28 protein-coding genes are annotated in these 23942 nt (G+C 61.9%); 12 read left to right on the top strand and 16 right to left on the bottom strand.

Annotated features, from left to right (window positions below):
* The first annotated feature begins 3 nt into the window (after positions 1-3).
* A complete protein-coding gene (locus HB777_33180) occupies positions 4-1278 on the top strand; it encodes an aminomethyl transferase family protein (protein ID QND68334.1) in 1275 nt (424 codons plus the stop codon).
* A 2-nt stretch (positions 1279-1280) separates the two neighbouring features.
* Positions 1281-1541, top strand: coding sequence for a hypothetical protein (locus tag HB777_33175; protein QND68333.1), 261 nt, complete (start codon positions 1281-1283; stop codon positions 1539-1541).
* Between the two features lie 6 nt (positions 1542-1547).
* Here HB777_33175 and HB777_33170 read toward each other — a convergent pair whose 3' ends face one another.
* The 4 genes from HB777_33170 to HB777_33155 all read right to left on the bottom strand — a co-directional run bounded on the left by HB777_33170 (position 1548) and on the right by HB777_33155 (position 4625).
* Positions 1548-2606 carry a membrane dipeptidase gene (locus tag HB777_33170; GenBank protein ID QND68332.1) on the bottom strand — a complete coding sequence of 353 codons (1059 nt, stop codon included), beginning with the start codon at positions 2604-2606 and terminating at the stop codon, positions 1548-1550.
* Between the two features lie 144 nt (positions 2607-2750).
* Positions 2751-3050, bottom strand: a complete 300-nt coding sequence (locus HB777_33165; GenBank protein QND68331.1) for an N-acetyltransferase — start codon at positions 3048-3050, stop codon at positions 2751-2753.
* Positions 3051-3052: 2 nt separating this feature from the next.
* Positions 3053-3688, bottom strand: a complete 636-nt coding sequence (locus HB777_33160) for an alpha/beta hydrolase (protein ID QND68330.1) — start codon at positions 3686-3688, stop codon at positions 3053-3055.
* A gap of 4 nt (positions 3689-3692) precedes the next feature.
* Positions 3693-4625: a ring-cleaving dioxygenase gene (locus tag HB777_33155; GenBank protein QND68329.1), complete on the bottom strand. Its 933-nt coding sequence runs from the start codon at positions 4623-4625 to the stop codon at positions 3693-3695.
* A 226-nt stretch (positions 4626-4851) separates the two neighbouring features.
* Between HB777_33155 and HB777_33150 the strand changes: the two genes are divergently transcribed.
* Positions 4852-6414, top strand: coding sequence for an alkaline phosphatase family protein (locus HB777_33150; GenBank protein QND68990.1), 1563 nt, complete (start codon positions 4852-4854; stop codon positions 6412-6414).
* Positions 6415-6497: 83 nt separating this feature from the next.
* Here the strand turns inward: HB777_33150 and HB777_33145 are convergent, their stop codons facing one another.
* Entirely contained in the window at positions 6498-7823 is a 1326-nt protein-coding gene (locus HB777_33145) for a PRC-barrel domain containing protein (protein QND68328.1), read from the bottom strand.
* 289 nt (positions 7824-8112) lie between these two features.
* Between HB777_33145 and HB777_33140 the strand changes: the two genes are divergently transcribed.
* The gene (locus tag HB777_33140; protein QND68327.1) at positions 8113-9033 is read left to right on the top strand and encodes a diacylglycerol kinase family lipid kinase; all 921 of its coding nucleotides are present in this window, start codon (positions 8113-8115) and stop codon (positions 9031-9033) included.
* Between the two features lie 29 nt (positions 9034-9062).
* Here the strand turns inward: HB777_33140 and HB777_33135 are convergent, their stop codons facing one another.
* Positions 9063-9236, bottom strand: coding sequence for a hypothetical protein (locus HB777_33135; protein QND68326.1), 174 nt, complete (start codon positions 9234-9236; stop codon positions 9063-9065).
* A gap of 146 nt (positions 9237-9382) precedes the next feature.
* Between HB777_33135 and HB777_33130 the strand changes: the two genes are divergently transcribed.
* Positions 9383-10894 (top strand): GAF domain-containing protein, encoded by a 1512-nt coding sequence (locus HB777_33130; protein ID QND68989.1) that lies wholly within the window; start codon positions 9383-9385, stop codon positions 10892-10894.
* 13 nt (positions 10895-10907) lie between these two features.
* Here the strand turns inward: HB777_33130 and HB777_33125 are convergent, their stop codons facing one another.
* From HB777_33125 to HB777_33115, 3 genes are all read right to left on the bottom strand, one after another.
* Positions 10908-11366: a hypothetical protein gene (locus HB777_33125; protein ID QND68325.1), complete on the bottom strand. Its 459-nt coding sequence runs from the start codon at positions 11364-11366 to the stop codon at positions 10908-10910.
* An 11-nt stretch (positions 11367-11377) separates the two neighbouring features.
* Positions 11378-11704 (bottom strand): DUF883 domain-containing protein, encoded by a 327-nt coding sequence (locus tag HB777_33120; GenBank protein QND68324.1) that lies wholly within the window; start codon positions 11702-11704, stop codon positions 11378-11380.
* Between the two features lie 128 nt (positions 11705-11832).
* Complete coding sequence (locus tag HB777_33115) at positions 11833-12594, bottom strand: Crp/Fnr family transcriptional regulator (GenBank protein QND68323.1); 762 nt, start codon at positions 12592-12594, stop codon at positions 11833-11835.
* Positions 12595-12721: 127 nt separating this feature from the next.
* On the opposite strand from HB777_33115, the gene HB777_33110 reads away from it, so the two are divergent.
* Positions 12722-13126, top strand: a complete 405-nt coding sequence (locus tag HB777_33110; GenBank protein QND68322.1) for a response regulator — start codon at positions 12722-12724, stop codon at positions 13124-13126.
* 144 nt (positions 13127-13270) lie between these two features.
* On the opposite strand, the gene HB777_33105 is transcribed toward HB777_33110, so the two are convergent.
* The 3 genes from HB777_33105 to HB777_33095 form a co-directional block, all read right to left on the bottom strand.
* Complete coding sequence (locus HB777_33105; GenBank protein ID QND68321.1) at positions 13271-13822, bottom strand: sigma-70 family RNA polymerase sigma factor; 552 nt, start codon at positions 13820-13822, stop codon at positions 13271-13273.
* A gap of 3 nt (positions 13823-13825) precedes the next feature.
* A complete protein-coding gene (locus HB777_33100) occupies positions 13826-14029 on the bottom strand; it encodes a hypothetical protein (protein ID QND68320.1) in 204 nt (67 codons plus the stop codon).
* A 140-nt stretch (positions 14030-14169) separates the two neighbouring features.
* The gene (locus HB777_33095; protein QND68319.1) at positions 14170-14874 is read right to left on the bottom strand and encodes a hypothetical protein; all 705 of its coding nucleotides are present in this window, start codon (positions 14872-14874) and stop codon (positions 14170-14172) included.
* A 118-nt stretch (positions 14875-14992) separates the two neighbouring features.
* On the opposite strand from HB777_33095, the gene HB777_33090 reads away from it, so the two are divergent.
* The 6 genes from HB777_33090 to HB777_33065 all read left to right on the top strand — a co-directional run bounded on the left by HB777_33090 (position 14993) and on the right by HB777_33065 (position 18504).
* A complete protein-coding gene (locus tag HB777_33090) occupies positions 14993-15787 on the top strand; it encodes a response regulator (protein QND68318.1) in 795 nt (264 codons plus the stop codon).
* A 247-nt stretch (positions 15788-16034) separates the two neighbouring features.
* Complete coding sequence (locus HB777_33085; GenBank protein ID QND68317.1) at positions 16035-16202, top strand: DUF1328 domain-containing protein; 168 nt, start codon at positions 16035-16037, stop codon at positions 16200-16202.
* A 184-nt stretch (positions 16203-16386) separates the two neighbouring features.
* Positions 16387-17418, top strand: coding sequence for a sensor histidine kinase (locus tag HB777_33080; protein QND68316.1), 1032 nt, complete (start codon positions 16387-16389; stop codon positions 17416-17418).
* Between the two features lie 138 nt (positions 17419-17556).
* The gene (locus HB777_33075; GenBank protein ID QND68315.1) at positions 17557-17736 is read left to right on the top strand and encodes a hypothetical protein; all 180 of its coding nucleotides are present in this window, start codon (positions 17557-17559) and stop codon (positions 17734-17736) included.
* A gap of 111 nt (positions 17737-17847) precedes the next feature.
* Entirely contained in the window at positions 17848-18174 is a 327-nt protein-coding gene (locus HB777_33070; GenBank protein ID QND68314.1) for a hypothetical protein, read from the top strand.
* An 84-nt stretch (positions 18175-18258) separates the two neighbouring features.
* Positions 18259-18504 carry a lipoprotein gene (locus HB777_33065; GenBank protein QND68313.1) on the top strand — a complete coding sequence of 82 codons (246 nt, stop codon included), beginning with the start codon at positions 18259-18261 and terminating at the stop codon, positions 18502-18504.
* Between the two features lie 96 nt (positions 18505-18600).
* Here the strand turns inward: HB777_33065 and HB777_33060 are convergent, their stop codons facing one another.
* The 4 genes from HB777_33060 to xylF all read right to left on the bottom strand — a co-directional run bounded on the left by HB777_33060 (position 18601) and on the right by xylF (position 23872).
* A complete protein-coding gene (locus HB777_33060) occupies positions 18601-20247 on the bottom strand; it encodes a histidine kinase (GenBank protein QND68312.1) in 1647 nt (548 codons plus the stop codon).
* Between the two features lie 173 nt (positions 20248-20420).
* Complete coding sequence (locus HB777_33055; GenBank protein QND68311.1) at positions 20421-21221, bottom strand: sugar ABC transporter ATP-binding protein; 801 nt, start codon at positions 21219-21221, stop codon at positions 20421-20423.
* A gap of 11 nt (positions 21222-21232) precedes the next feature.
* Positions 21233-22585: a sugar ABC transporter permease gene (locus HB777_33050; protein QND68310.1), complete on the bottom strand. Its 1353-nt coding sequence runs from the start codon at positions 22583-22585 to the stop codon at positions 21233-21235.
* 246 nt (positions 22586-22831) lie between these two features.
* On the bottom strand, positions 22832-23872 hold the full coding sequence (gene xylF, locus HB777_33045; GenBank protein ID QND68309.1) for a D-xylose ABC transporter substrate-binding protein: 1041 nt from the start codon (positions 23870-23872) through the stop codon (positions 22832-22834).
* Positions 23873-23942 lie beyond the last annotated feature (70 nt).

The following is a 23942-nucleotide window of genomic DNA, read 5'->3' as shown; positions in this document are numbered from 1 at the left end:
GCCATGGCCCAGGCAACCAGAAAGAAGCCCGTTGCAAAGGCAGTCAGCGCGGCCGTTTCCGCCCGCATCGCCGCCCAATCCCATTTCCGGATGCTGCGTCTGGGCACGCCATTCCAGCCGCGCATCGATGCGCTGGCTAAAACCCAGGACTGGTACAATTGGGCCGGCTACCGCGCCCCGCACTCCCTGTGGGACGAGGAGCTCGAATATTTCGCCATCCGCAGCCAGGCGGCGCTGTTCGACATTTCGCCGATGACCAAATACCGGATCGAGGGGCCGGACGCCGAAGCCTTGCTCAACCGCGTCACGCTGCGTGATGTCACCAAGCTCCGACCCGGCCGCGTCCACTACACAGCCTGGTGCGACGACGAAGGTTTCGTCCTCGACGACGGCACGCTGTTCCGGCTCTCGCCAACGCGTTTCCGGCTGTGTTCGCAAGACCGACATCTGCCATGGCTGCTCGACAGCGCCATTGGTTTCGATGTGACCGTTGAGGAAGAGACGGAGGCGGTGGCCGGCCTCGCCTTGCAAGGCCCGACCTCCTTTGCCGTGCTGCGCGATGCCGGCTTCGCCGGCGTCGAGAGGCTGAAAATATTCGACCTCGCCGACTTCCCGCATGATGGCGGCCCCCAGGGAAACACCCAAGTCAGCATTTCGCGCACCGGCTTCACCGGCGATCTCGGCTACGAGCTGTTCGTGCCGGCCGACAAGGCGCTGAGCCTGTGGGACCGGCTGATGACATCAGGCGAACTGCGCGGCATCCGCGCCATCGGCTACAACGCGCTCAACCGCGCCCGTCTCGAGGCCGGGCTGATCGTTGCCAATGCGGATTTCACGACCGCCGAGCACGCCATCCGCGCCGACCGCCTGCGCATGCCTGACGAGATCGGGCTCGGCTTCATGATCGATCTGGAAAAGGGCCATTTCAATGGCCGCCGTGCCATCCTCGAGGCGAGAGCGAAACGCAAATTGCGCTATGTGCTGGTCGGGCTGGAGATCGAGGGCAACATCCCGGCCGAACACGCCATCGTCTACCACAAGAAGCACCAGGAGGTCGGCCTGGTCAGCGCCGCCATGTGGTCGCCGATGGCCAAGCGCAACATCGCCATCGCCTCGCTGGCGCGGCCGTACGGTGATACCATGGTGGAAGACCTCTGGGTCGAGATCTACGCCATGCGCGAGCTGCAGTATCAGAAGCTGATGAAGCGGGCCAAGGTGGTGGCGCGGCCGTTCATCAAGCTTGACCGCCGCACCGCCAATCCGCCTGCGGATTTCTGATCATGACTGACGAAGCCGACAAGCCGCAAGAAGATGCGGAAGCCGCCGAACAGTGGGAGCTGGTCAACACGCCGCTCGGCGAAAAATGGTCGGGCCGCACGCGCTATGCCGCCGCCATGTTCTTCTACAAGCGCGACGAGATGACTTCCGAGACGCTCGAGGTCTACCGCATCTGCGCAAGGCTCGATTCCGAAAATCCGCTGCCGATCATCAGAGATCGCGGTGTGGGCAAGGACTGGCTGAAGCGCATGGGCTTCCAATAAGGCGGTCTAACCTATCGTTTTCTCGAGCATGCCCAGCCAGTTGCGATAGGCAATCTTTTCGATCAGCGCGCGGCCGAAGCCCCGTGCCGCCAAGGCATCGATCAGTTTCGGCAGGCCGGCAACGTCGCCGATGACGGCCGGGATCATGGCGCCGTCGAAATCGGAGCCCAAGCCGACGCCGTCTTCACCCAGAGCCTGCAGCAGTGAATCGACATGGCGCACCATGATGTCGAGGCTGGTGTCGGCATTCATGCGGCCGTCTTCGCGCAGGAAGCCGGTGGCGAAGTTCAGCCCGACCATGCCGCCGGACTCGCGGATCGCGCCGAGCTGCCAGTCGGTGAGATTGCGCGAATGCCCGCAGATCGCATGCACGTTGGAATGGGTGGCGACCAGCGGCGCATCGCTGAGCGCGGCGACATCGCGAAAGCCCTTCTCGTTGAGATGCGAGAGATCAATCATGATCTTCAGCTGGTTGCAGGCCTTGACCAGCGCCTTGCCCGCATCGGTCAGGCCGGGCCCGGTGTCGGGCGAGGACGGAAAGCGGAACGGCACGCCGTGGCCGAAAGCATTCGGCCGGCTCCAGACGATGCCGAGCGAGCGTAGGCCGGCGGCATGCAGCACGTCGAGCATGGTGAGCTCGGGATCGATCGCCTCGACCCCTTCGATGTGGAACACAGCTGCAATCGAACCCTGCGCCATGGCGTTGCGCACATCGCCGGCACTGCGGCAGACAGTGAGCGCTCCCGCCCGCTCCAGCCTGAACAGGATCGAGGCCATACCGATCGTCGAGGTCAGCGCGTCACTGTGTGGAACCTCGGGCGGCAGCGGCTCGGCAGCGCTCGGCGCCAGGGGCACGGCGCTGCGCCTGGATTTCTCGACTGGCGGCGGAAAGATGGCGAACATGCCGCCGGCAAAGCCACCGGCTTTGGCACGCGGCAGGTCGATATGGCCGCCCGATTTCCCCTCGATGAACAGCTTTTCGACGTCCGTGTCTTTCGACTGGTAGAGTCTGAGCAACGTATCGTTGTGGCCGTCGAAGACGGGAACGAGGTCGGTTTCGGTCATAGGGGGATCATTCGGTTCGTTTGTCGGCAAGGGGGCTGAGATACACCATATCTACTTAGGCAGGATGTGCCACCCGCGCAAATGCCAAAGCCGTCCCGGTGGGATGGCAGCCGCTTGCCGCGCCGTTTCCGAGCGACGAAAATCCTACTGCTTCAGCACGTCGGCCCATTCCTGATGACGGCGGAACTGGGCGTTGGCGAAGGGGCAGAGTGGGATGATCTTCTTGCCTGCCGCGCGCGCATCCTCGACGGCGCGGGTGACGAGCCGAAGCCCGGCACCCTGGCCGCGAAATGCGTCCGGCACCTCGGTGTGGTCGATGATGATCTGGTGCTCGCCGATCTTGGTGAAGGTCATCTCGGCCTCGGCGCCACCGGGCCCGCGCAGGACATAGCGACCCTTGGAACCGCGATCCTCAAGTTCGATCTCAGGCAGTTGGTCAGGCATCGCTATGCTCCTTGGGCAGCGCCGGCAAAGAACCGTCGCGCCGCCTCGATCTCGTTTGGCCGCACCTCGTGCCCGCCTTCATGCCACTCCACTGTGACATCGGCGCCGTCGGCACGCAAATAGGCTTCGAGCCGCGTCGTCAGGTTCGGCGGGCAGATCGGATCGCGCTTGCCGGCGGTCAGCAGAATATGGCGGCCGGCGAGGCTGCCCTTGACCTCCGGTTCGAACGGGATCAGCGGATGCATCAGCACCGAGGCGTCGAACAGCAGCGGTGCCGCAAACACCACCGAGGCCAGGATGTTGGCGCCGTTGGAGTAGCCGAGACCCAGCACGACCGACGGCTTTGCCGCCCCGACATGGGCTGCCTCGACATGCGCCTTGATGAAGCCCGCCATCTTGTCCGTCGCCCGTGCCAGATCGTCCATGTCGTAGACGCCCTCGCCGGTGCGGCGAAAGAAGCGCGCGGCACCTTGTTCGGACACATCGCCACGCGGCGAGATGATGGTTGCCTGGGGCGCGAGATCGCGCCCCAGCGACAGAAGCTGGTTCTCATCGGCTCCCGTGCCATGGAAGACGAACAGCAGCGGACCGCCCGGCGAACCGGGCAGCAGCTTGTGGATGTAAGCGTCCTTGCTCATAGCCTCAGCCTTCCAGTCTCTGCAAATGCTGTTCGAGATAGGGCCGCAGGTGCTGATGCTGCGTCGGCAGCTTCAGCGCCTCGCCGAGATGAGCGGTGTCCTCATCCCGATCGAAACCCGGCTCGTTGGTGGCGACTTCGAACAGCACGCCACCTGGCGTGCGGAAATAGATCGCCCAGAAGTAGTCGCGGTCGATCACCGGCGTCACGCCATAGCCGGTGTCCATCAATGCCTTGCGCACTTCGAGCTGCTTGGCGCGATTCTCGACGGCGAAGGCGACGTGATGGACGGAGCCGGCGCCAAGATCGGCGAAGGCAGCAGCCGGCAGCGATTCGATGTCGACAACATCAGCGCCGTTGCCGTTCTTCACCGCCAGTCGCCTGACGTTGCCGGACTTGTCGACTTCCTCATAGCCCATGAACTTCAGCAACTCCTCAGTGGCGCCGCCATCCTTCAACCGGAGCGACACGGAATGAAAGCCTCGGATCGCCTCATCCGTGGGAACACCGCCTTTCGCCCATGGCGCTCTGCTGTCGGCCTTGTCCTCGACCAGCGCGAAACCGTCGCCATCCGGTCCGGCAAAGGCCAGGCGCTTCTCGCCGAATGTCTCTTCGCGCGACAGGCCGGTGACTCCTTCATCGGCAAAACGCTTTTCCCAGTAGGCGAGCGTGCCTTCCGGCACCGAGTAGACCGTGGTGCCGACTTCGCCGACGCCATGCCGGCCTTTGCCGATGTCGGGGAACGGGAAATAGGTCATCACCGAACCGGGCGTCCCGGCCTCGTCGCCGTAGTAGAGGTGGTAGACATCAGGCGCGTCGAAATTGACGGTCTTCTTGACCCGGCGCTGCCCGAGTTTTTTGGTGAAGAACTCATTGTTCTGGCGGGCATCCCTGGCCATCGATGTGACGTGATGCAGGCCCTTGATCTGGTCGAGCATTGTCTTGCTCCTTCCCTTGGTGCTTGTGCGGCCCTCGCCGCTGTCCACGCCAATATGAGGACGCGACCGCTTTAGGCAAAGGCGGCAAACACAGAATGGACTGTGCTGTAAAAGTGAACAACAGAAAGCGGCTTGTTCACCAATTGACTCACAAGACAGACTTGCGCCTGCGCCAGAATTCGGTTCCATGAGCGGCGTTCGACCATCCCAGGACAAGGTATCGCGCGTGACCGGAAAAGCCAGGCGGCCTAACATTCTGCTGATCACATGCGACCAGTGGCGCGGCGACTGTCTGTCGTCCGCGGGCCATCCGGTTGTACAGACGCCGAATGCCGATGCACTGGCCGCGGAGGGTGTGCTGTTCAAGCGGCACTATGGCGGTGCGGCGCCCTGCTCGCCGGCCCGCGCCTGCCTCTACACCGGCCTCTACCAGATGAACAACCGCGTCTGCCGCAATGGCACGCCGCTCGACGCCCGTCACGGCAACATCGCGCTGCACGCGCGCGCCCTCGGCTATGATCCGACGCTGTTCGGATACACCGACGTCTCGCTCGACCCGCGCCTGCTGGCGCCGGGCGACCCGCGGCTGCAAAGCTATGAGGGCGTGCTGCCGGGCTTTACCGTGCGCCAGTTGCTGCCCGAACATCAGAAACAGTGGCTGTCCTGGCTGAAGCAGCGAGGTATCGATGTCAGCGCCGGATCTCCCGACATCCACCGACCGGTGAACGGCGACAAGGCCGGCGCTGTCAGCAACGTTCCGCCCGTCTACTCCAGCGACGAGACTCCGGCCGCCTTCCTGACCGGCGAATTCACGCGCTGGCTTGGGGAGCAGGACGACGCCGCGCCGTGGTTCGCGCATCTTTCCTTCATCAGCCCGCACCCGCCCTTCATCGTGCCGGAACCCTACAACACGATGTATCAACCTGCCGATGGCCCGGCCTTCCGGCGGGCGGCGAGTTGGCAGGAGGAGGCTCTGAGCCACCCCTACCTCGCCTATGATCTCGGCCGGCAGAAACAGATAAAATTCCGCCCCGACGCCCGTGGCAAGGTATATGACTGGAGCGAGGACGACTTCCGCCGCATCCGGGCGATCTATTACGGCATGATCTCGGAGGTCGACGCGCAGCTCGGCCGCATCTGGCAGGCGGTCAAGGACGCTGGCGCGTGGGACGACACCATCATCGTGCTGACCTCGGACCATGCCGAGATGATGGGTGACCATTTCATGCTGGGCAAGGGCGGCTACTTCGACGGCAGCTACCACATTCCGCTGATCATCCGCGACCCCAGCCATGGCAAGGCGGCCGGCGGCAGCGTCGATCGCTTCACCGAGGCGGTGGACATTGTGCCGACACTGCTCGACCTGCTCGGCGAAGACCCCGCACCGCACCTCGACGGCACCTCGCTGAAGCCATTCCTGAGCGGCGGGAGCCCTGCTGACTGGCGCGATGCGGCGCATTGGGAGTTCGATTTCCGTTCGATCGCCGAAGGCGAGGCCGAACGCCATTTCGGCATCGCCTCACGCCAATGCAACCTCGCCGTCATCCGCACGGAAAAATTCAAATATGTGCATTTCGGCGGCAACCTGCCGCCACTGCTGTTCGCCCTGGAAACAGATCCGGGTGAATTGAACAACCTGGCCACCGATCCTGACTATGTGGCTGTGCGGCTGGAGTTCGCCGAAAGGCTGCTTGCCTGGCGCGCCGAACATCTCGACCAGTCGCTGGCGTTGGCAGAGCTGACGGAGCACGGCGTTGTCGGCCACGTGGCCAGGGCAGTAAGGGAATAGGGCAGCAGCGAAACCGAACCGGTACAACGACGGTCCAACCCTACTGCCTACTGCCTACTGCCTACTGCCTACTGCCTACTGCCCTACTGCACAATCAACCGCTGCTGGTCCCGCTTCTCCGCATAACTGCCCTTGTCATAGGCGGTTTGCGCCTCGAGCTGTTCCTTGGTGAAGGTCGTGTACAGGTACTTCTTGCCGTCCTTGTCGGTCATGAATTTGAGATTATCCACGCCGACCGCGACTTCCTTCTCGCCAATGCCGAGGAAGCCGCCGACATCGACAATCACCGCGTCGGTCTTGTTGTCGGGCGCGAGCACGACATCGCCGATCTCGCCGACCTTGGCGTCGTTGGCGCCGTAGACAGTGGTGCCCTTCAGATCGTCGCCACGGATTTCGCCGACCGGCATTTCCGTCAGCGTCGACTTGTCGATAGCTGCCGTCTGCGTCTGGTCGGGAGCCGAGGCATCAGGGGCTGCCGGAGCCTCGGCCGTCTTGTCTGTGGGAGCGGCCGCAGGAGCCGTAGCGTCGGACGGCACAGCGGCCGGAGCGGTTGCCGCCGGCTCGGTGGAAGCCATCGTTGCCGGCACCGGATCATAGGCTTTGCGGTTGAAATCCGGCTGCGCCTGCAGCTCTTCCTTGGTGGTCTGGGCCACCAGCCAGCGGTCGCCGTTCTTCTCGGCCCACTGTGCCTTGGAGAAATCATAGGCGACATTCTTTGCGCCGAGGCCAAGGAAGCCACCGACGCCGATGACCAGCGACTCGGCCTTGCCTTCCCTGGTCAGCACGATGTCATTGACGCTGCCGATGTTCTGCGCGTCATCGCCGGTGCCGTTGTAGACGGTTTCACCGATGATGTAGGTGGCGAGATTGCCGTCAGCGCGCTTCACGGGTTCCGCCGGAGCGGCATTCAGGTCGACAGGCGTCTGCGCGGTGTCCGTCGTTGCGGGCGCCGCATCGGTCGATGCGGCAGGTGCCGGGGCCGGACCATAAGGCTTGCTGTCGAACTCCGGATGCGCCGTCAGCTCGTCCTTGGTCGTCTGGGCGACCAGCCAGCGATCGCCGTTCTTCTCGGCCCATTGCAACTTGTCATAGTCGAAAGCGACGTTCTTCGCCCCGACGCCCAGGAAGCCGCCAACGCCGATGACGACGGATTTCGCCTGGCCGTCCTTGTCGAAGACGACGTCGCTGATCTTGCCGATGCTCTCGGCATCGTCGCCGGTGCCGTTGTAGACGGACTCACCGATGATGTTGGTGACAATGCTGCCCTCGGCGCGCGGCAGGGGGGCGGCGGCAGCCGGCGCCTGAACGGCAGGCGCGTCCGCGGGTGCCGGGGTCGTCGCCGTCTGCGCATGGGCGCCGGTCGCGATCAGCGTTGCGAGTGCGGTCGTGGCTAAAAGATTGCGGATCATGATAGTCTCTCCTGGGGCGTGATTTCGTGCGCGCCGCGCCCGGTTGAACCCGTCGCTGGGGAGATCTGACGCGGCAGCTCCTACAGTTCACAACGTCGTGAGCATGCTGTTGTTCCGACAAAAAGCGCGCGGAGTCCGCCGCAAGAAATCGACAAGCGTCTCCGCCACGGTAGTAAGCCCGATCGCGGATTTCGCCGCACACGGAACCTTTCCCACCTCGCCGCGTTGCAGCCTGTGGCTGGGTTTGTCTTTGTCCCGGTCCGACCATGGTCGACTAACGGAGTGGGGCATGAAATTCGCAGCGGTGCTGAACCGGGACGGCGGCACCTTGCGGACCACTGACCTTGCCGCTTTCTCCGACAGGATGCGCCAGGTGCTGGAGACGGCAGGTCACTCTCTCAGCATCGAGATTGTCGCCGGCAAGGATGTTGTGGAAACGCTCGACAGCGCGGCTTCACGCCGCTCCGTCGATGTCGTGCTGGCCGGTGGCGGCGACGGAACCATTTCTGCCGCGGCCGCCCGGCTAATGGGGACGAAGAAGGCGCTTGCCATATTGCCGGCCGGCACCATGAACCTGTTCGCGCGCGGGCTGGGCATTCCGCAGTCCCTGGATGCCGCGCTCGAATCCTTCACTGACGGCGAAATCATCGCGGTCGACATAGCGACCGCCAACGGCCGGCCATTCGTTCACCAGTTCTCGATTGGCATGCATGCCAAGATGGTGCAGCTGCGCCAGAAGATGGAGTTCGGTTCTCGCCTGGGAAAGATCCGCGCCTCGGCCAAGGCGGCGTGGGCGACGATCAACAATCCACCGGCGATGAACGTAACGCTCAGCATCGGCGAAGCCGAGATGGCGGCCCGCATCACCGGCATCGGCATCACCAACAATTTGTTCGGCGAAGGCCATCTGCCTTACGCCGACAACCCGGCGGGCGGCGTGCTTGGCGTCTATGTCACGGTGGCGCAGCAGCGCGCCGAACTGGTCAAGTTCTTCTTCAACATGGCGCGTGGCAAATGGCGCGACAACGAACATGTCGAAATCCATCAGGCGGGCAGAACGGTTCTGCAAATCCATTCAGGGAGCCGGAAGTTTCGCGCCGTGATGGATGGGGAACTGGTCAGGCTTGAGCGTGAAACGACGATCGAAATCCAACCGGGCGCGCTCAATGTCCTGGTGCCGGCGAGCATCGCCAAGGCAAAGGCTGCCTGATGCGATTCGAACCCAATATCGCCGACAAACTAGCCGCTGCGAGCACTGCCCTGTTGGGTCGTATCCTTCTTGATCAATTCGCCATAAATCTCGGCGGCGCCCCAGGCGACAAAGGCCAGCAGCAACGCAGCGATCAGAATGCGCAGGCCATGCCGACCCCAGCGCCCCTCACGGGCTTTGTCCTCGGGAATGATCTTGATCATGGTCGGCCCTCGGATCGTTTTGCACCAACTGGCGCGTCCGGCAAAACAACATGGTCAGGTAACGGTTCCTCGCTAGGATGGTTCCGGGTCGGCGACGATGACCAGGACGGGCATTGGGGACTTGGGTGAATAGCAAGGCAGAAACAGTGCCGGGTCTGCCGGCCGAAATTGCGCGGGCTGTCAGCGCCGAAGACCGGCTGGCCGTGCTGCACGGGCTGGAGATGCTGGATACGGCGGCCGACCCGGATTTCGACCGCATCAGCAGCCTTGCCGCGGCGGTGATGCAGGCGCCGATCGCCCTGGTCACGCTCGTCGACCACGAGCGGCAGTGGTTCAAATCCTGCTTCGGCCTGGACGAGACCGAAACCGCGACCGACATCTCTTTTTGCGCTCATGCGATTGCCGCCGGCGACGAGCCCATGGTGGTGGCGGATGCAACGACGGACCCGCGTTTCAAGGCCAACCCGCTGGTCACCGGCAAGCATCACGTCCGCTTCTATGCCGGCGCGCCGATGGTGGTGGCAGGTGCCCGCATCGGCACGCTGTGCGTGCTCGACCGCAAGCCGCATGCCTTTCCATCCCGCGCCAAGCTCGACCAGTTGAAGGCGCTCGCCGGCCTTGCGGGCAGCCTGTTCATCTTGAAGGACGCGACCCGCAGCGGCGCCATCGCCGAGGCCGCACTGGTGCGCGAGGAAAAACGGCGCGCCATCGCGCTCGATGCGGCTTCGCTCGCAAGCTGGGCCTGGGACATCCGCACCGACATCATCGAATGTGACACCTTGCTGTCGGAGCTGTTCAACTTGCCGCGCTCGAACCGGCTGCGGGCACGCGACATCCTCACCGCCATCGATCCGCGTGACGTCTACCAGACCGAAACCCGCTTTCGTGACGCCTTGACCGGCAGCGACGACTATTTCGGCGAATACCGGGTGAAAGGCTTTCATCCGCCGCGCTGGCTCGCCACGCGCGGCCGTGTCATCGAGCGTGACGGCGACGGCAAGCCGACGCTGATCTTCGGCGTCAATTACGACATCTCGGAGCGCAAGCTTGGCGACGAGCGGCAACGGCTGCTGCTGCGCGAGCTCAACCATCGCGTCAAGAATACGCTGGCGACCGTCCAGGCGTTGGCGACGCAGACCGTGCGCCATGCCCGCCAGCCGAGCCAGTTCCTCGAGGCCTTCGGCGCCCGGCTTCAGGCTCTGGGCATCGCCCACAATCTGTTGTCGGACCGCGAGTGGCGCGGCATCGGCATCCGTGAACTCGTCCAGATCGAGGTCAGGCCCTTCGAAACGGCCGAGCAGCCGCGCATGACGATTACCGGCGACGACTTGCTGCTGTCACCCGACCAGGCTGTCGGGCTTGGCCTGATCCTGCATGAACTGGGCAGCAATGCACTGCAATATGGATCGCTGTCGGTGGCATCAGGCAAGGTCGATCTCGGCTGGAAGACGCAAGGCAGGAAGGGGGCCCGGCGCCTTGTGCTGACCTGGCGCGAAAGCGGCGGCCCGCAAGTCGCCCCGCCGGAGCGGCACGGCTTCGGCTCGATCCTGATCCGCCGTAGCCTTGCCAAGGTCATTTCAAGCGAAGTGACGCATGAGTTCCGGCCGGAAGGCGTGTTTGCCGAAATATCGATGCCGCTGGAAGACCTGTCGAAGTGACCTCCCAGCAGCTCTATTTCCGCTCGCTCTCATCCGGATCGTCGGATTTCACATTCTCGCGGTAGATCGCGTAAGCCGCGAGCGCTACGGCTGGGCCCAGAATGACGCCGAGACCGCCTTTTCCCTTGAGCAGCGTCGGCAGCACGGCGAGTGCGGCGGTGATGCCGATGGCCTTCATGTCGGCATTGCGGCGTTGCGCCCGGCGCCGGGCGCGCGAGCCTGCGGATATCCGGTAAATCAGCAGGATCAGCCCGGCAAGCACCAGGAACCCGGCGCCAAAGCCCAGCGCGGCGGCAAACGACCCATAGCGCATCGCCGCCCAGATATAGGCTGCGCCGACCAGAAAGCCGAGACCACAGAGCGCTGCCGATAAAGCGAGCCCATAGACGATTGCCGCCCTGCGCGCCCGGCGCATGGCGGCAACGGTCTCGCCCGAGGCGAGACCCGAAATCAGGGATGCCAGCATTCCCATCTGCAATGTGACTAGCGACGCGCGATGAGCGCGAAGAGGAAGCCGACGCCGGCGGCGATCGCCAGGGACGTCACCGGCTTTTCACGCACGCTGGCCATCATCTGCGCTTCGATGTCCTTGGCGTTGCTGCGCAGACTGTCAAAGGCTGCTTCGCCCTGCGCGCGCAGTTGCTCGACGCCTTCCGTGGCCGCGCGACGGGCAGTGCCATAGCCATGCTCGCCGGTCTTGGCCAATTGCTTGGTGAGCTTGTCGATGTCGGCCTTCAATTGCCTGATGTCGGCTTCCAGGTCCGCATTTGCGCGGGCGTCGTTTGCGGTCTTTCCTGCGGCAGTTGCCATGGCTTAACTCCTTGTGATTGCTCGATTTCAAACGCGCCGCGCGCCTCAAGGTTCCGGCATTGCGCACAAAGTAGCCGAAAACGCATCCGCGCGCACCCGATCCGCCGGCCTGGCAAAAAGGCGCTTCGTCAGATCAGCGGTCGGCGCGCCTCGCCCAGCCCTTCCCAGCCGGCGAGCCGCTTGAGCCCTTCGTTGTCGGTGACCTCGCAACCGCCGTCGCGCCAGACGATCAGCTTGCGATCCATCAACTTGCGGATCGTCTTGTTGGTATGAACCAGCGACAGGCCGAGCGTGTCGGCGATGTGTTGCTGCGTGATCGGTATCTGGATGGACTGCTTGCCGTTCAGCCCGACGACCTTGGCCCGGCTGGCGATGAAGGCGATAAGATAGGCGGCGCGCTCGATCGCGCTGCGACGCCCGAGGCTGAGCAGATTTTCATCCAGCATGCGCTCTTCGCGCGACGCGATCCAGGTGATGTCGTAGGCGAGCCCTGGATGATTGCGATAGAGCTCGTGCAGATACTCACGCTCGAAAACGCACAGCAGCATCGGCGACAAGGCCTCGACGGAATGCTGCATCTCGCCCATCACACTGCCCTGCAGGCCGATCAGATCGCCGGGCATGAGATAGTTGAGGATCTGGCGGCGGCCGTCCCGCAACAGCTTGTAGCGGAACGCCCAGCCGGAGAGCACGGTGTAGAGATGGGCGCTGTGGCTACCCTCGACCAACACGGTAGCCCCCTTGTCGACGACGAGCTCGCCCTTCTTGAATGTACTGATGAAGGCCAGCTCCTGTTTTTCGAAGTCGCGGAAAACCGGCAACGGCCGCAACGGGCAGTTCTCGCAAGGATACTGGAGGTTGGAAAAGGCGCGACCGTTCCGGGCTGACATTTCGACCCCTCTTCGAAAGCCCGCTCTTTGGAAGAGCTACGTTTCAACGCGTTGCAAGGATTGAGGTTCCGCCGCCGGCCACATGTCTTTTTTAAATGACAGCACGCCAATTAGCGATCATGACTTCATGCGTTTCAAGGAGTCCTTGCCGGTGCCCACATTGCTTGACGGATTGCGAATTCTCGTCCTGGAGGATGAATTTCTCATCGCCATGGATGTCGAGCAGCTTTGCCGTGACCATGGCGCCGGTGATGTGGTCATCGCCCGCGATCTGACCGAGGTCGATGGCCGGGAGGTCGCCACGCAATTCGACGCGGCCATTGTCGACCTCATGCTGGGCGGCGCCTCGACACTCGATTTCGCCTCGGGGCTGCGCGCGGCAGGCGTACCTTTCGTGTTCGCGTCGGGCTATTCGGATGCCGATGAAATCAAGGCATCTTTTCCGGGCGTCAGGCTCGTCGGCAAACCCTATTCGGGTGAAGACCTGGTGCAAGCGGTGGCGGCAGCCTGCGGACGCGCTTCTCCCGGTTAGAGCAATTCCAGGAAAAGTGTGAACGGTTTTCCGTCCGGAATTGCGTCAAAACAAAGAGCTGGAGCAGTTCGCTGTTTCCGTGAAACGGTGAACTGCTCTAAGGCGAGATCCCGTTCATTGCGGATCGCGCCTGGCGATCGCAGGTCAGCTGGCCGGCGAGCCCGTTACCTGGGTCGAAATCGCATCCGGACCATACTCGTCTTCGCCTGATATTTTCAGGATCTCCTGCAAGCGCGTGCGGGCTCGGCTGACGCGGCTCTTGATCGTCCCGACCGCGCAACCGCAAATCTCGGCGGCCTCCTCGTAGGAGAAACCCGACGCGCCGATGAGGATGATGGCTTCGCGCTGGTCCTCCGGCAATTGTTCGAGGGCGCTGCGAAAATCCTTCAGGTCGAGCTGGCCATGCTGGGCGGGATGAACGGCAAGCCTGGCCGTCATGATGCCGTCGCTATCCTGTACTTCGCGCCCGCGCTTGCGCATCTGCGAATAGAATTCATTGCGCAGGATGGTGAAAAGCCACGCCTTGAGATTGGTGCCCGGCTGGAAGCTTTCATGCTTGTCCCACGCCTTGACCAGCGTTTCCTGGACCAGGTCGTCGGCCTTGTCGGCGTTTTGCGTCAGCGACACGGCAAAGGCGCGCAGGCTTGGGATCGCCCCAAGCAGATCGGTCTTGAAGCCTTGGGAGACCGCGGCCATGCCTCAGTCCTTCTTCTGTGCGGGTTCGGCCTGTTCCAGCTGGCTAAGCAACTGGGAGAAGCGATCCGGCACATCGTCGGAGACCAGCTCGTCGTAATATTGTTTGAGTTTGCGCCCGATTTCGGAGTTCGGCCCAAGGGCGTCACCGGAACCATTCCGGCGCCTGCTCTCGGCGCCAGCCAGAATATCTTTCGTCATATCCTTCATTTCGCCCTTGTATTCCCAGCGCCCAAGCCGCTCACAATATTACTCAACACAACGCAAGCGACACCCTCGTCTGGTTGCCCATCCCGACTTCAAACGCCGTCCCGACGCATTAGTTTTTTTTTAAAAAAAAATTTATTTAATTAAAAAAAAAAAAAAAAAAATTTTTTTTTTTTTTTTTTTTTTTTTTTTTTTGTTTCCCCCCCCTTTTTTTTTTTTTTTTTTTTTTTTTTTTTTTTTTTTTTTTTTTTTTTTTTTTTTTTTTTTTTTTTTTTTGTTTTTTTTGGTTTTTTTTTTTTTTGGGGTTTTCCCCCCTCTCCTTTTGGTTTTTTTTTTTTTTTTGGGGTTGGGTTTTTTTTTTTTTTTTTTTTTGGAAGGTTGTTTTGGGGGGGGGGGGTTTTAAAAAAAGAGGGGGGGAAAATTTTTTTTTTTTTTTTTGGGGGGGGGGGGGAAAGGAGGGGGGGGGGGTTGGGTTTTTTTTGGGGGGGGTTTTTTTTTTTTTTGGGGGCCCCCCCCGGCCGGCCCCCCCCCTTTTTTTTTTTTTTTTTTTTTTTTTTTTTTTTTTGGGGGTGGTGTTTTTTTTTTTTTTTGGTTTTTTTCCTCCCCCTTCCCGCCCGGGTTTTTTTGGGGGGGGAAAGGGGTTTTTTCCCTTCTTTGGGGGGGGGGGATTTTTTTTTTTTTTTTTTTTTGGGGTTCCTTCCCCCCCCCCCCCCCCTCCTTCCTTTTTTTTTTTTCCCCCCCCCCCCCCCCCCCCCCTGAGAGGGGGGGGGGGGCCCCCCCCCCCCCTCCCCCCCCCCCCCCTCTTTCCCCCCCCCCCCAAATAAAAAAATTTCCTCAACCTTTTCCACGAACCTAGTTCCATCAACGCCGGAACTTTTTCTCAAGATCGGCGTTGTTTGACCGGGCTTGCAATCAGCTTGACCTGCAATCTATGCAATCACGTCATTCTGAGGGAGACGTCTTACCATGAGCTTATCCGCCACCATCGCGCCAAACCTGCCATTCCTGCGCCGCTTCTCGCGGGCCGTTTCCGGATCGCAGGAGAGTGGCGATGCGCTGGTCGCCGCGATGCTCGAAGCCATCATCGCCGATGTCGAAATCTTTCCCGAGGCATCGAGCGACCGCATCGCTCTGTACAAGGTTTTTGCCAAGCTGTTCACATCGGTCGCCATCCGCGTTCCACAGGAGCACGCGCAATCGGCATGGGAACAGCGCGCCGCCGCCAATCTGAATGCAATTGCGCCGCGCCCGCGCCAGGCCTTCCTGCTCGTTGCCGTCGAAGGCTTCAGCGAGGACGAGGCGGCCGAGATCCTCGATGTCGGCGACCAGGAGTTTTCAGAGCTGCTTGCCCAGGCGAGCAACGAGATATCCCGTCAGGTGGCAACCGACGTGCTGATCATCGAGGATGAACCGCTGATCGCCATGGATATAGAAGAAATGGTCGAGAGCCTCGGGCACCGCGTCGTTGGAACGGCGCGCACCCATGCCGAGGCGGTGATGATGTTCGGCAAGACACGGCCCAAGATGGTGCTGGCCGACATCCAGCTTGCCGACGGCAGTTCGGGCATCGAGGCGGTGAACGAGATCCTGTCGTCGACATCGGTGCCGGTCATCTTCATCACCGCCTTTCCCGAGCGTCTGTTGACTGGCGAGCGTCCCGAACCGGCCTTCCTGGTCACCAAGCCGTTCAATCCCGACATGGTCAAGGCGCTGATCAGCCAGGCGCTGTTCTTTGACCGTCAGGCGAAAGCCGCCGCATAGTATTGAGGAGTGGAGGAATTGAAGAATTGACGAACCCGGGGCGATAGCCTCGCTCGCCGATTTTCTCCAGATTTTCAATTCATCAATTCTTCACTTCGTGCCGCCTGATGCACGCATTGGGCGGCAGCGGCAAATTTCCCCGCGCGCTCTGCACCGAACGATTTGCAAGCATCGCCTTTTTCGGCAAAAGGGTGGAACAAACCGCATCTACCCACGTTTTCATCGCACCATTCGAAGGAGATGGATCATGCTTTACTGGGCGCTCGTATTTCTCGTCGTGGCGATCATTGCCGGCGCGCTTGGTTTCGGCGGCATCGCCGGTACGTCTGCCGGCATCGCGCAGATATTGTTTTTCATCTTCCTCGCTTTCCTGGTCATTTCGCTTCTTGCGGGCCTGTTCAAACGGGCATCGTGAGGACGAACGGCGACCGAACACTGGAAGCCGCACCCCTCAAACGGTTTCCAGCCACCGCCGGGCGGTATCCTGCAAAGGACACCGTCCGGCGGACCGCTTTTTGGGGCTGGTTTGCGGGAAATCTCTTTTGGGAACCCATTCAACAGTAAGCCGTTCAGCCTGAGTTGGGTGGACAGATTGGCAGATGCGTTCCAGAACCGGAGATGGGAAGGACGACGTGCAAAGCGATGAAGTCATCGCCCTGCATCCTGCCGAAAGCGGCATGCAGCTCGGCCGGGCTCTTCTCCACGCGTTGCACAATGCCGGCATTTCCGTTCTCTACCAGGATCGCGAGATGAAAACCGTATGGGCGCGCAATATGCGCGCGCCCTGGGTTTCCGACACCGCCGACAGCAACGGCATCCTGCCGGCGGCGCAGGCTGACCGCATTGGCGCGGCCAAACGCGACGTCATCGCATCCGGCAACCCGCAACGTCTCGAGATCAGCGTTCCCGTCGAGGATGGCATCCGCTGGTTTCAAGTCTGGATCGATGCCGACCACGGCGATGGCGGCACGGTGCAAGGCGTCGTCACCACGATGGTCGAAACGACCGAGCAGAAACGCCGTGAGCAGACCCTGACGACGCTGTTGCGCGAAGTCAGTCATCGCTCGAAGAACCTGTTGGCGATCATCCAAAGCATAGCCACCCAGACCGGGCGCTACTCCGACGGCATCGGTGATTTCCTGACACGCTTTCGCGGCCGGCTGCAATCGCTGGCTTCGTCCCAGGATCTCGTCACCTCTTCCAACTGGCGGGGTGCCGCGCTTCGCGAACTGGTATCGGGCCAGGTTGGCCGCTACGGCGGGGATCCGGTGCGCAGCCTGCGTTTTCAGGGGGCAAACCCCTATCTCAATCCGAACGCTGCCCTGCATATCGGCCTTGCCATGCATGAACTCGCCGTCAACTCGGTGAGCTATGGCGCCCTGTCGCGGCCGGATGGATTCGTCGAGGTTACAGCCAACCTGACCGCCGACGACACAGGAACCTCCCTGTCTCTGACCTGGGCCGAAGCGATCGGAGCCAATGATAACAGGCGCAGCGAGAAGCGCTTCGGCAGCGTCGCACTCGAACGGGTCGTGCCGGCGTCGCTGAATGGTACGGCGACGCTTGAAATCGCGGCTGGTCGCCTCGAATACCGCCTTGTCGTTCCGCACGGCAATTTCGAGACGGATTGAGCGACCCGCACCTGCGCTAGTCCTTAACCGGCTGTTCACCATAAAAGCCGATGCTGTATTTCCCAGACACCGCTGGAACCTGTTGCATCGCCGGACATTTCCGCAGCAGGACTTGCAGCATGGTGCGGGAGGAATGCCTTGACGGTTGCCGACATGAACAGACTGGAACAGGCCGCTCGGATCTCCATGGGCGAGTTTGAAGACTCCGAGGCATCCGCGCCACCGCTGTCTCCTGTTCCTCACGCTTCGTTGCGCCTTGTCGCTCTGGGTCTGGCCGCGTTTATCGTCGCGGTGGTCCTCTTCCAGCTGGCTTACTGACCTCCGCGCCACCTGAGGCCTTGGTCGATGTATGTTAATTCGCTGGCAAGCCTTGCAGTGCAGGAACTTTGCGGAATGTGGACCGTTACTGTGGCGAGAGGACGTTTCGCCATGGAACACATCGCCGCATTGCTGCTGGTCATCGGCTGCTCGAACACGATGGCCGATTGCCGTGAGCTTCAGGTTCCTGTCAGTGTTTTCGAAACCGCCGACCAATGTGTCGCCGAACGCCCGTTCGCCATGGGCGACGTGCGGGGGCAGGCAGAACACATCGTCGCCAAATGCCTTGCGGTCGACCCGGCGCTCGAAGATGACTACGACCAGGTGGTGTGGAAGGTCGGCCCGGACGGCCGTCTCGACGCATCCTTGGAGATTTCAAAAATCGTGGTTGCGTCAAACATGACGCGCCCCGAAAAAGACTATCTTAGCCAACAATAAATTCGAGCGGGCAACGGGCGCCATTTCATGCTAAATGGCGGTTGGAGCTTATTAAAGTGAGGACACAAAGTGAGGAGTGACTCTATGCGGAAGATACTTATTGCCATGGTTGCTGTGGTCGCGGTCAGTGGCTGCACCTCGACCGAGCAGGACGTTGTTGGCGGCGGCTTGATCGGCGCCGGTGTCGGCGGCTTGGTCGGTGGCGGCAAGGGCGCGCTGATCGGCGCGGCCGTCGGTGCCGGTTCCGGCCTGCTGGTGCGCAACCTGCGCAATGGCTATTGCCAGTATCGCGATCATCGCGGCCGGATCTACACGGCGCGCTGCAACTAGTTCGGCGATAATCGAAAGCTGATCCGGAGACCGGTTAGCCGGCCTCCGGATTTTCGATGTCTGGGAGATTGATCCTGGCCCGCCTGACGACCGTCGTCAGTCTGCCAGAGGGATTTTGATTTCCACGTTCAGCCCATCGGCCCGGAAATCACGCTTGATCGTACCGCGCAATTCGCGTGTCACGTTGAGATCGATCAGCTTGGTGCCAAATCCGGTCTTGGCCGGCGATTCAAGTTTTTTCTGCCCGGTTTCGCGCCAGTTGAGAGCCAGCGTCCTGTCGCGCCCGCGCCCTTCCAGCGACCAGTCCACTTTCAGCGCCCAGTCACCCTTAAGCGAATTGGCGGAGTTGCCGGCTTCGCCGTATTTCAGCGCATTCGTGGCCAGTTCGTGGAAGGTCAGGCCGAGCGCTTGCGTCGTGGTTTCGTCGAGCAGCACCTGTGGCCCCGACAACAGCTCTTCGGGCAGTTCCTTGCCGAACACCTGACCTAGCTCGATGCGCAGGAGATCGCCAAGATCGGCCTTCTGCCAGCGCGAGCGCGTCAGCATGTCTTGGGACGCCGCCATTGCCTGCAGCCTGGCCGAGAAGGATGCTGAAAACTCGTTGACGTCGGTGGCCCTCGATGCCGTCTGGCGCGCGATCGCCAGCACCCTGGTGATCGAATTCTTGATGCGATGCTTCATCTCCTGCAGCATCAGGTCTTTTTCGAGCAGGCTCTTTTCGGTCGTTTCGTGCAAGCGCGACGCTGCCTCATAGGCCCGCTCCTGATACCGCGCCACCAATGCGATGGCGCCCGCCAAAAGCAGGCCGAACAGCCCCAGCATCACCGGAATGGCACGCGACGACGGCGGCAGGAAGGCGCTCGTCGGCCGGAACAGGACAGTCCAGGGTCGCCCGGCCACGATGATCTTGCGGGTGACCAGCAACCTGTCGCCGAACGCGGAAACCGGTGGCGTTTCCGACCGGAACAATAGATCGTCGCCGTTCACCGCGCCGTCGCTGTCATAGATCTCGGTGTTGACCGGCAGCAGTGGCGACCGGCTGAGCGCGGTCTGGAACAGGTCCCGAGCCCGAAAGGCCGCATAGAGAAAACCGGACGTCGAGGATCTGGACGCATTGATGACATCGGGTGCGGTTTCGACATTGAGCCGCACGAAGACGACGAAGCCGGGGAAGGTCTGCGCGGCGCCTGTGCCCTGGCCCAGTTGCACCAGCCCGCTGGCATGCTGGTGATCGTTCGACATCGCCTTTTCGATCGCCGCGCGCCGCACCGGTTCGCTGAACATGTCGTAGCCGATGCTGGCTTGATTGGACGGATCCATCGGTTCGAACATCACAATGGGCGCGCGCCAGGATTGCGTGGTGTCTGGATAGATTGGATGGCTGACGCCATGGTCGTGCAGCATGTCGCGTTCGACGGCCGCCTCGTCTCCCGCCTTCACCAGCCTGGGAAAGCCGATACCGCGCAAGCCGGCGAAATTGTTGTCGACATCGAGCGCGTTGAAAAACGCCTTGAACTCATTCTGGGAGATGTCGCCGTTGCGGGCGTCGAACAGGGCCTGCGTCGAGCGCAACAGCGACAAATGCAGGTCGATGCGGCTCTCGATCCGGTTGAGCGCGTCATCGGCCGTCGCTTCGAACTTGATGCGGGCGGCCTCCTGCGTGGCGAAATAGGCAAACCCCGCCATCGTCATGCTGATCAGCGCAACGGCGATGAACGCGACGATTGGAAAAAGCTTCTTCAACGGATGATGCGGTCCCTGAGCGAATTGGGACCTTTATGGGCAAGTCGCCGCGCCAACACAATGGCAAGGCCAAGCCATGCTGACGGCTGGCACATCACGTGTCCGGCAACCCGCGACCTGGTCTGACCCAGGCCGCTATCTTCAGCGACCTCAGGCCGCGATCTTCGGCGGTCTCAGGCCGCGATCTTCAGTGCGCCCGGTCCGGGAATGGCGCCGGGCGGGCATTTACCCAGAATGATCATGCCGAGCACCTCGTCCTGGGTTACATCGGTGGTGCGTGCGGTGCCGACGACCTGGCCGTTCTTCATGACGCAGACCCGGTCGGCAAGTTCGAAAACGTCGTGGATGTCGTGGCTGATCAGGAAGATGCCGATGCCGTCGGACTTGAGCTGCTTGACCAGTTCACCGACCTGCGCCGTCTCCTGCGGACCGAGCGCCGCCGTCGGCTCGTCCATGATCAGGATGCGCGCGTTGAACAGGATGGCGCGCGCGATCGCCACCGATTGCCGCTGGCCGCCCGACAGCTTGATCACCGGCTCCTTGAAGCGCTGGAAGCGGGGATTGAGCCGGCCCATCACCTTGCGCGCCTCCGCCTCCATGGCAACGTCGTCGAGCGTGCCCCAGGCGGTCATCAGCTCGCGGCCGAGGAACAGATTGGCGGCGGCATCGACATTGTCGGCCAGCGCCAGCGTCTGGTAGATCGTCTCGATGCCGTATTTCTTGGCGTCGCGCGGATTGGAGATCGATGCCTCCTCGCCATTGACGAAGATCTGGCCCGCATCGCGCTTGTAAGCGCCGGACAGGATCTTGATCAGCGTCGACTTGCCGGCGCCGTTGTGACCGAGCAGCGCCACGACCTCGCCGGGGAAAAGATCGATCGAGGCGTCGTCGACGGCGCGGATGCCGCCAAAGGCGATCGAGATGTTGCGCATATCGATCAGTGCGGTGGCTGCAGGAGCAATCTTGTCAGTCATGGCCATGCCTCCTAGACGCGCTTGCGATAGACGGTGTCGAGCCACACCGCGATGACCAGCACGGCGCCGACGACGATGCTCTGCAGCGGCGAGTCGACACCGAGCAGCACCATGCCGGACTGCAGCGACTGCATCAGCAGCGCACCGAGCATGGCGCCGATGATCGTTCCCGAGCCGCCGGCGAGCGACGTGCCGCCAATGACGGCGGCGGCAATGACCAGCAATTCGTCCAGCGTTCCAAGCACGTTGGTCGCCGAATTCTGCCGGGCCGAGGAGATCGCGGCGGCGATCGTGGCCAGCACGCCCATGATCATGAACACCTTCATGGTGATCCAGCGCGTGTTGATGCCGGCGAGATTGGCTGCCTCGGGATTGCCGCCAATGGCAAAGACATAGCGGCCGAAACGGGTGCGGTTGGTGATGAAGGTCATGACCAGCCCGACGGCGATCGCCATCAGCACCGGTATGGCAATGCCGTGAGCGATGAACAGGCCGCCTTCGGGAACGGTGATGTTGTTGGCGGCCGCATACCGGTTCACGATGCCGATCGGCCAGGGATAGGAATTGGCGAGCCAGACCGCACCCATGATGACGGCGCAGGTGACGACGCCGAGCAGCGTTTCGGCCCAGATCGGACGCAGCGGAAACCGGAAACGCTTGCGCTGCACCCGGCCGTTGAAGAGCGCAAACGCCACGGCAAGGCAGGCGACGATCCCGACGACCCAGCTCCAGGTGGCGCCGATCGATCCCGCCGGCCCGCCGCCCATGAGCTGAAAGGTGGCGTCAAGCGGCGCCACCGTCTGGCCGCTGGTGACCCACCAGGCAGCACCGCGCCAAACCAGCAGTCCGCCCAGCGTGACGATGAACGCCGGCACTTCGAGATAGGCGATGACGAAGCCTTGAAAGGCTCCGATCAGCAGGCCGAGCGCCAGGCCGATGATCAGCGCCAGGACCCAGATCCACGGATTGCCGAGTTCGAGCCCGACAAACCGGACCAGGAAATGCACCTGGGCAAATCCCATCACCATGCCGATCAGGCCCTCGGCGGAACCGACGGACAGGTCGATGTTGCGCATGACAATGACCAGCACCATGCCGCAGGCCATGATGGCGACCGCCGATGTCTGCACCGACAGATTCCACAGATTGCGCGGCGTCAGAAAGGTGCGGCTGTCGAAATCGAGCGGATTGACGCCGAGGCGCAGGCTGGAAATGACATGTAGCCCGATCCAGATGATCAGCAGGGCGCCGACCATGCCGAGCATGCGGGTGTCGATCTCGGTCGCCTTCAGGAACCGGGCGACCACGCCGAGTTCCGACGCACGCGCGGTGTCGGCCTGCGGGTTGGACGTCGTGTCGGTCATGATTTCCTCCCACCGGCTGGCCGTCTGACACGGATGCCGGAATCCAGCCTGGAACGGTTCACCGATTCACGGAAACGCCGAACCGTTCTATCTCTTTGTTTTGACGCAATTCCGGACGGAAAACCGCTACGCACTTTTCCTGGAATTGCTCCCGAAGCTATCCGCGTGATGCGGAAACACAAATCTTTTTGAGAAAACGCCGCGGCTTTTGGGCCGCGGCGTTCAGATATTTCGAAGTGATCCAGATCAGTTACAGGCCGCGACGGTGCCGGCGGCGACGCCCGCGCAGACTTCGTCCTTCTTGATCCAGCCGGCGTCGATGACGACGTTGAGATTGTCCTTGGTGATCGCAACCGGGGTCAGGAACAGCGACTTGACGGTGTTGCCGCCCGGTGTCGTGAAGTCCTTGGCACCGGCAATGTCGCTCGTCTTCTTGCCGTCGGCGAGCTGCGAGGCGATCTCGGCGGCGTTCTTGCCGAGTTCGCGCGCGTCCTTCCACACCGACACGGTCTGCGTGCCGAGGGCGATGCGGTTCAGCGCGGCGTGGTCGCCGTCCTGACCCGAGACCGGCACGGTGCCGGCAAGGCCCTGCGCCGTCAGCGCCGCGACGACGCCACCGGCGGTGCCGTCATTGGCCGCGACCACGGCATCGACCTTGTTGTCGTTGGCGGTGAGGAACTGTTCCATGTTCTTCTGGGCGTTGGCGGGCAGCCAGCCGTCCGTATACGCCTCGCCGACATTCTTGATCTTGCCGCTGTCGATGGCTTCCTTGAGCACTTCCATCGAGCCCGAAAACAGGAAATCGGCATTCGGATCGGCGCCCGAACCCTTGATGAAGACATAGTTGCCTTCGGGCTTCGCCTTGAACACTTCGCGGGCCTGCATGCGGCCGACTTCCTTGTTGTCGAAGGTCAGATAGAAGACGTCCTTGTTCTCGATCAGACGGTCATAGCCGACGACCGGAATGCCTTCGTCCAGCGCCTTCTGCACCGCCGGGCCGATGGCCGAGGCATCCTGCGCCAGGATGATCAGCGAATTGGCGCCCTGCGAGATCAGGCTTTCGACATCGGTAAGCTGCTTGCCGGGATTGGACTGCGCATCGGCGGAGATGTACTTGTCGCCGGCGGCCTCGATCGCCGTCTTCATGGCGGCCTCGTCGGTCTTCCAGCGCTCTTCCTGGAAGTTGGACCACGAAACGCCGACGACCTTGTCCTTCGCCTGCGCGACCGACGCGAGCGTCAGCGACATGGCGACACCCGCCAGGATGGCGGCTGTGAATCTTTTCATAATATCCTCCCTGCGCCGCGTATGGCGCGACCAAACTGACCCGAAGGCCGGCACAGAGGCTCTATTTTTT

It is taken from the genome of Mesorhizobium loti (genome assembly GCA_014189435.1).
Lineage (GTDB): Bacteria > Pseudomonadota > Alphaproteobacteria > Rhizobiales > Rhizobiaceae > Mesorhizobium > Mesorhizobium loti_G.
The sequence above is the reverse complement of the archived record's forward strand: the minus strand, read 5'-3'. Positions and strand labels throughout refer to the sequence as shown.

Bases quoted from the DNA above. Each gene is read 5' to 3' on its own strand.
- HB777_33105 (QND68321.1), bottom strand. From the start codon at position 13,822: ATGGCCGCGGTCTCCCAAGGCTTCAAGACCGATCTGCTTGGGGCGATC.
- HB777_33070 (QND68314.1), top strand. From the start codon at position 17,848: ATGGAACACATCGCCGCATTGCTGCTGGTCATCGGCTGCTCGAACACG.
- HB777_33100 (QND68320.1), bottom strand. From the start codon at position 14,029: ATGAAGGATATGACGAAAGATATTCTGGCTGGCGCCGAGAGCAGGCGC.
- HB777_33065 (QND68313.1), top strand. From the start codon at position 18,259: ATGCGGAAGATACTTATTGCCATGGTTGCTGTGGTCGCGGTCAGTGGC.
- HB777_33145 (QND68328.1), bottom strand. From the start codon at position 7,823: ATGATCCGCAATCTTTTAGCCACGACCGCACTCGCAACGCTGATCGCG.
- HB777_33115 (QND68323.1), bottom strand. From the start codon at position 12,594: ATGTCAGCCCGGAACGGTCGCGCCTTTTCCAACCTCCAGTATCCTTGC.
- HB777_33170 (QND68332.1), bottom strand. From the start codon at position 2,606: ATGACCGAAACCGACCTCGTTCCCGTCTTCGACGGCCACAACGATACG.
- HB777_33180 (QND68334.1), top strand. From the start codon at position 4: ATGGCCCAGGCAACCAGAAAGAAGCCCGTTGCAAAGGCAGTCAGCGCG.
- HB777_33125 (QND68325.1), bottom strand. From the start codon at position 11,366: ATGGGAATGCTGGCATCCCTGATTTCGGGTCTCGCCTCGGGCGAGACC.
- xylF (QND68309.1), bottom strand. From the start codon at position 23,872: ATGAAAAGATTCACAGCCGCCATCCTGGCGGGTGTCGCCATGTCGCTG.
- HB777_33175 (QND68333.1), top strand. From the start codon at position 1,281: ATGACTGACGAAGCCGACAAGCCGCAAGAAGATGCGGAAGCCGCCGAA.
- HB777_33140 (QND68327.1), top strand. From the start codon at position 8,113: ATGAAATTCGCAGCGGTGCTGAACCGGGACGGCGGCACCTTGCGGACC.
- HB777_33160 (QND68330.1), bottom strand. From the start codon at position 3,688: ATGAGCAAGGACGCTTACATCCACAAGCTGCTGCCCGGTTCGCCGGGC.
- HB777_33050 (QND68310.1), bottom strand. From the start codon at position 22,585: ATGACCGACACGACGTCCAACCCGCAGGCCGACACCGCGCGTGCGTCG.
- HB777_33135 (QND68326.1), bottom strand. From the start codon at position 9,236: ATGATCAAGATCATTCCCGAGGACAAAGCCCGTGAGGGGCGCTGGGGT.
- HB777_33090 (QND68318.1), top strand. From the start codon at position 14,993: ATGAGCTTATCCGCCACCATCGCGCCAAACCTGCCATTCCTGCGCCGC.
- HB777_33165 (QND68331.1), bottom strand. From the start codon at position 3,050: ATGCCTGACCAACTGCCTGAGATCGAACTTGAGGATCGCGGTTCCAAG.
- HB777_33120 (QND68324.1), bottom strand. From the start codon at position 11,704: ATGGCAACTGCCGCAGGAAAGACCGCAAACGACGCCCGCGCAAATGCG.
- HB777_33085 (QND68317.1), top strand. From the start codon at position 16,035: ATGCTTTACTGGGCGCTCGTATTTCTCGTCGTGGCGATCATTGCCGGC.
- HB777_33155 (QND68329.1), bottom strand. From the start codon at position 4,625: ATGCTCGACCAGATCAAGGGCCTGCATCACGTCACATCGATGGCCAGG.
- HB777_33080 (QND68316.1), top strand. From the start codon at position 16,387: ATGCGTTCCAGAACCGGAGATGGGAAGGACGACGTGCAAAGCGATGAA.
- HB777_33055 (QND68311.1), bottom strand. From the start codon at position 21,221: ATGACTGACAAGATTGCTCCTGCAGCCACCGCACTGATCGATATGCGC.
- HB777_33110 (QND68322.1), top strand. From the start codon at position 12,722: ATGCGTTTCAAGGAGTCCTTGCCGGTGCCCACATTGCTTGACGGATTG.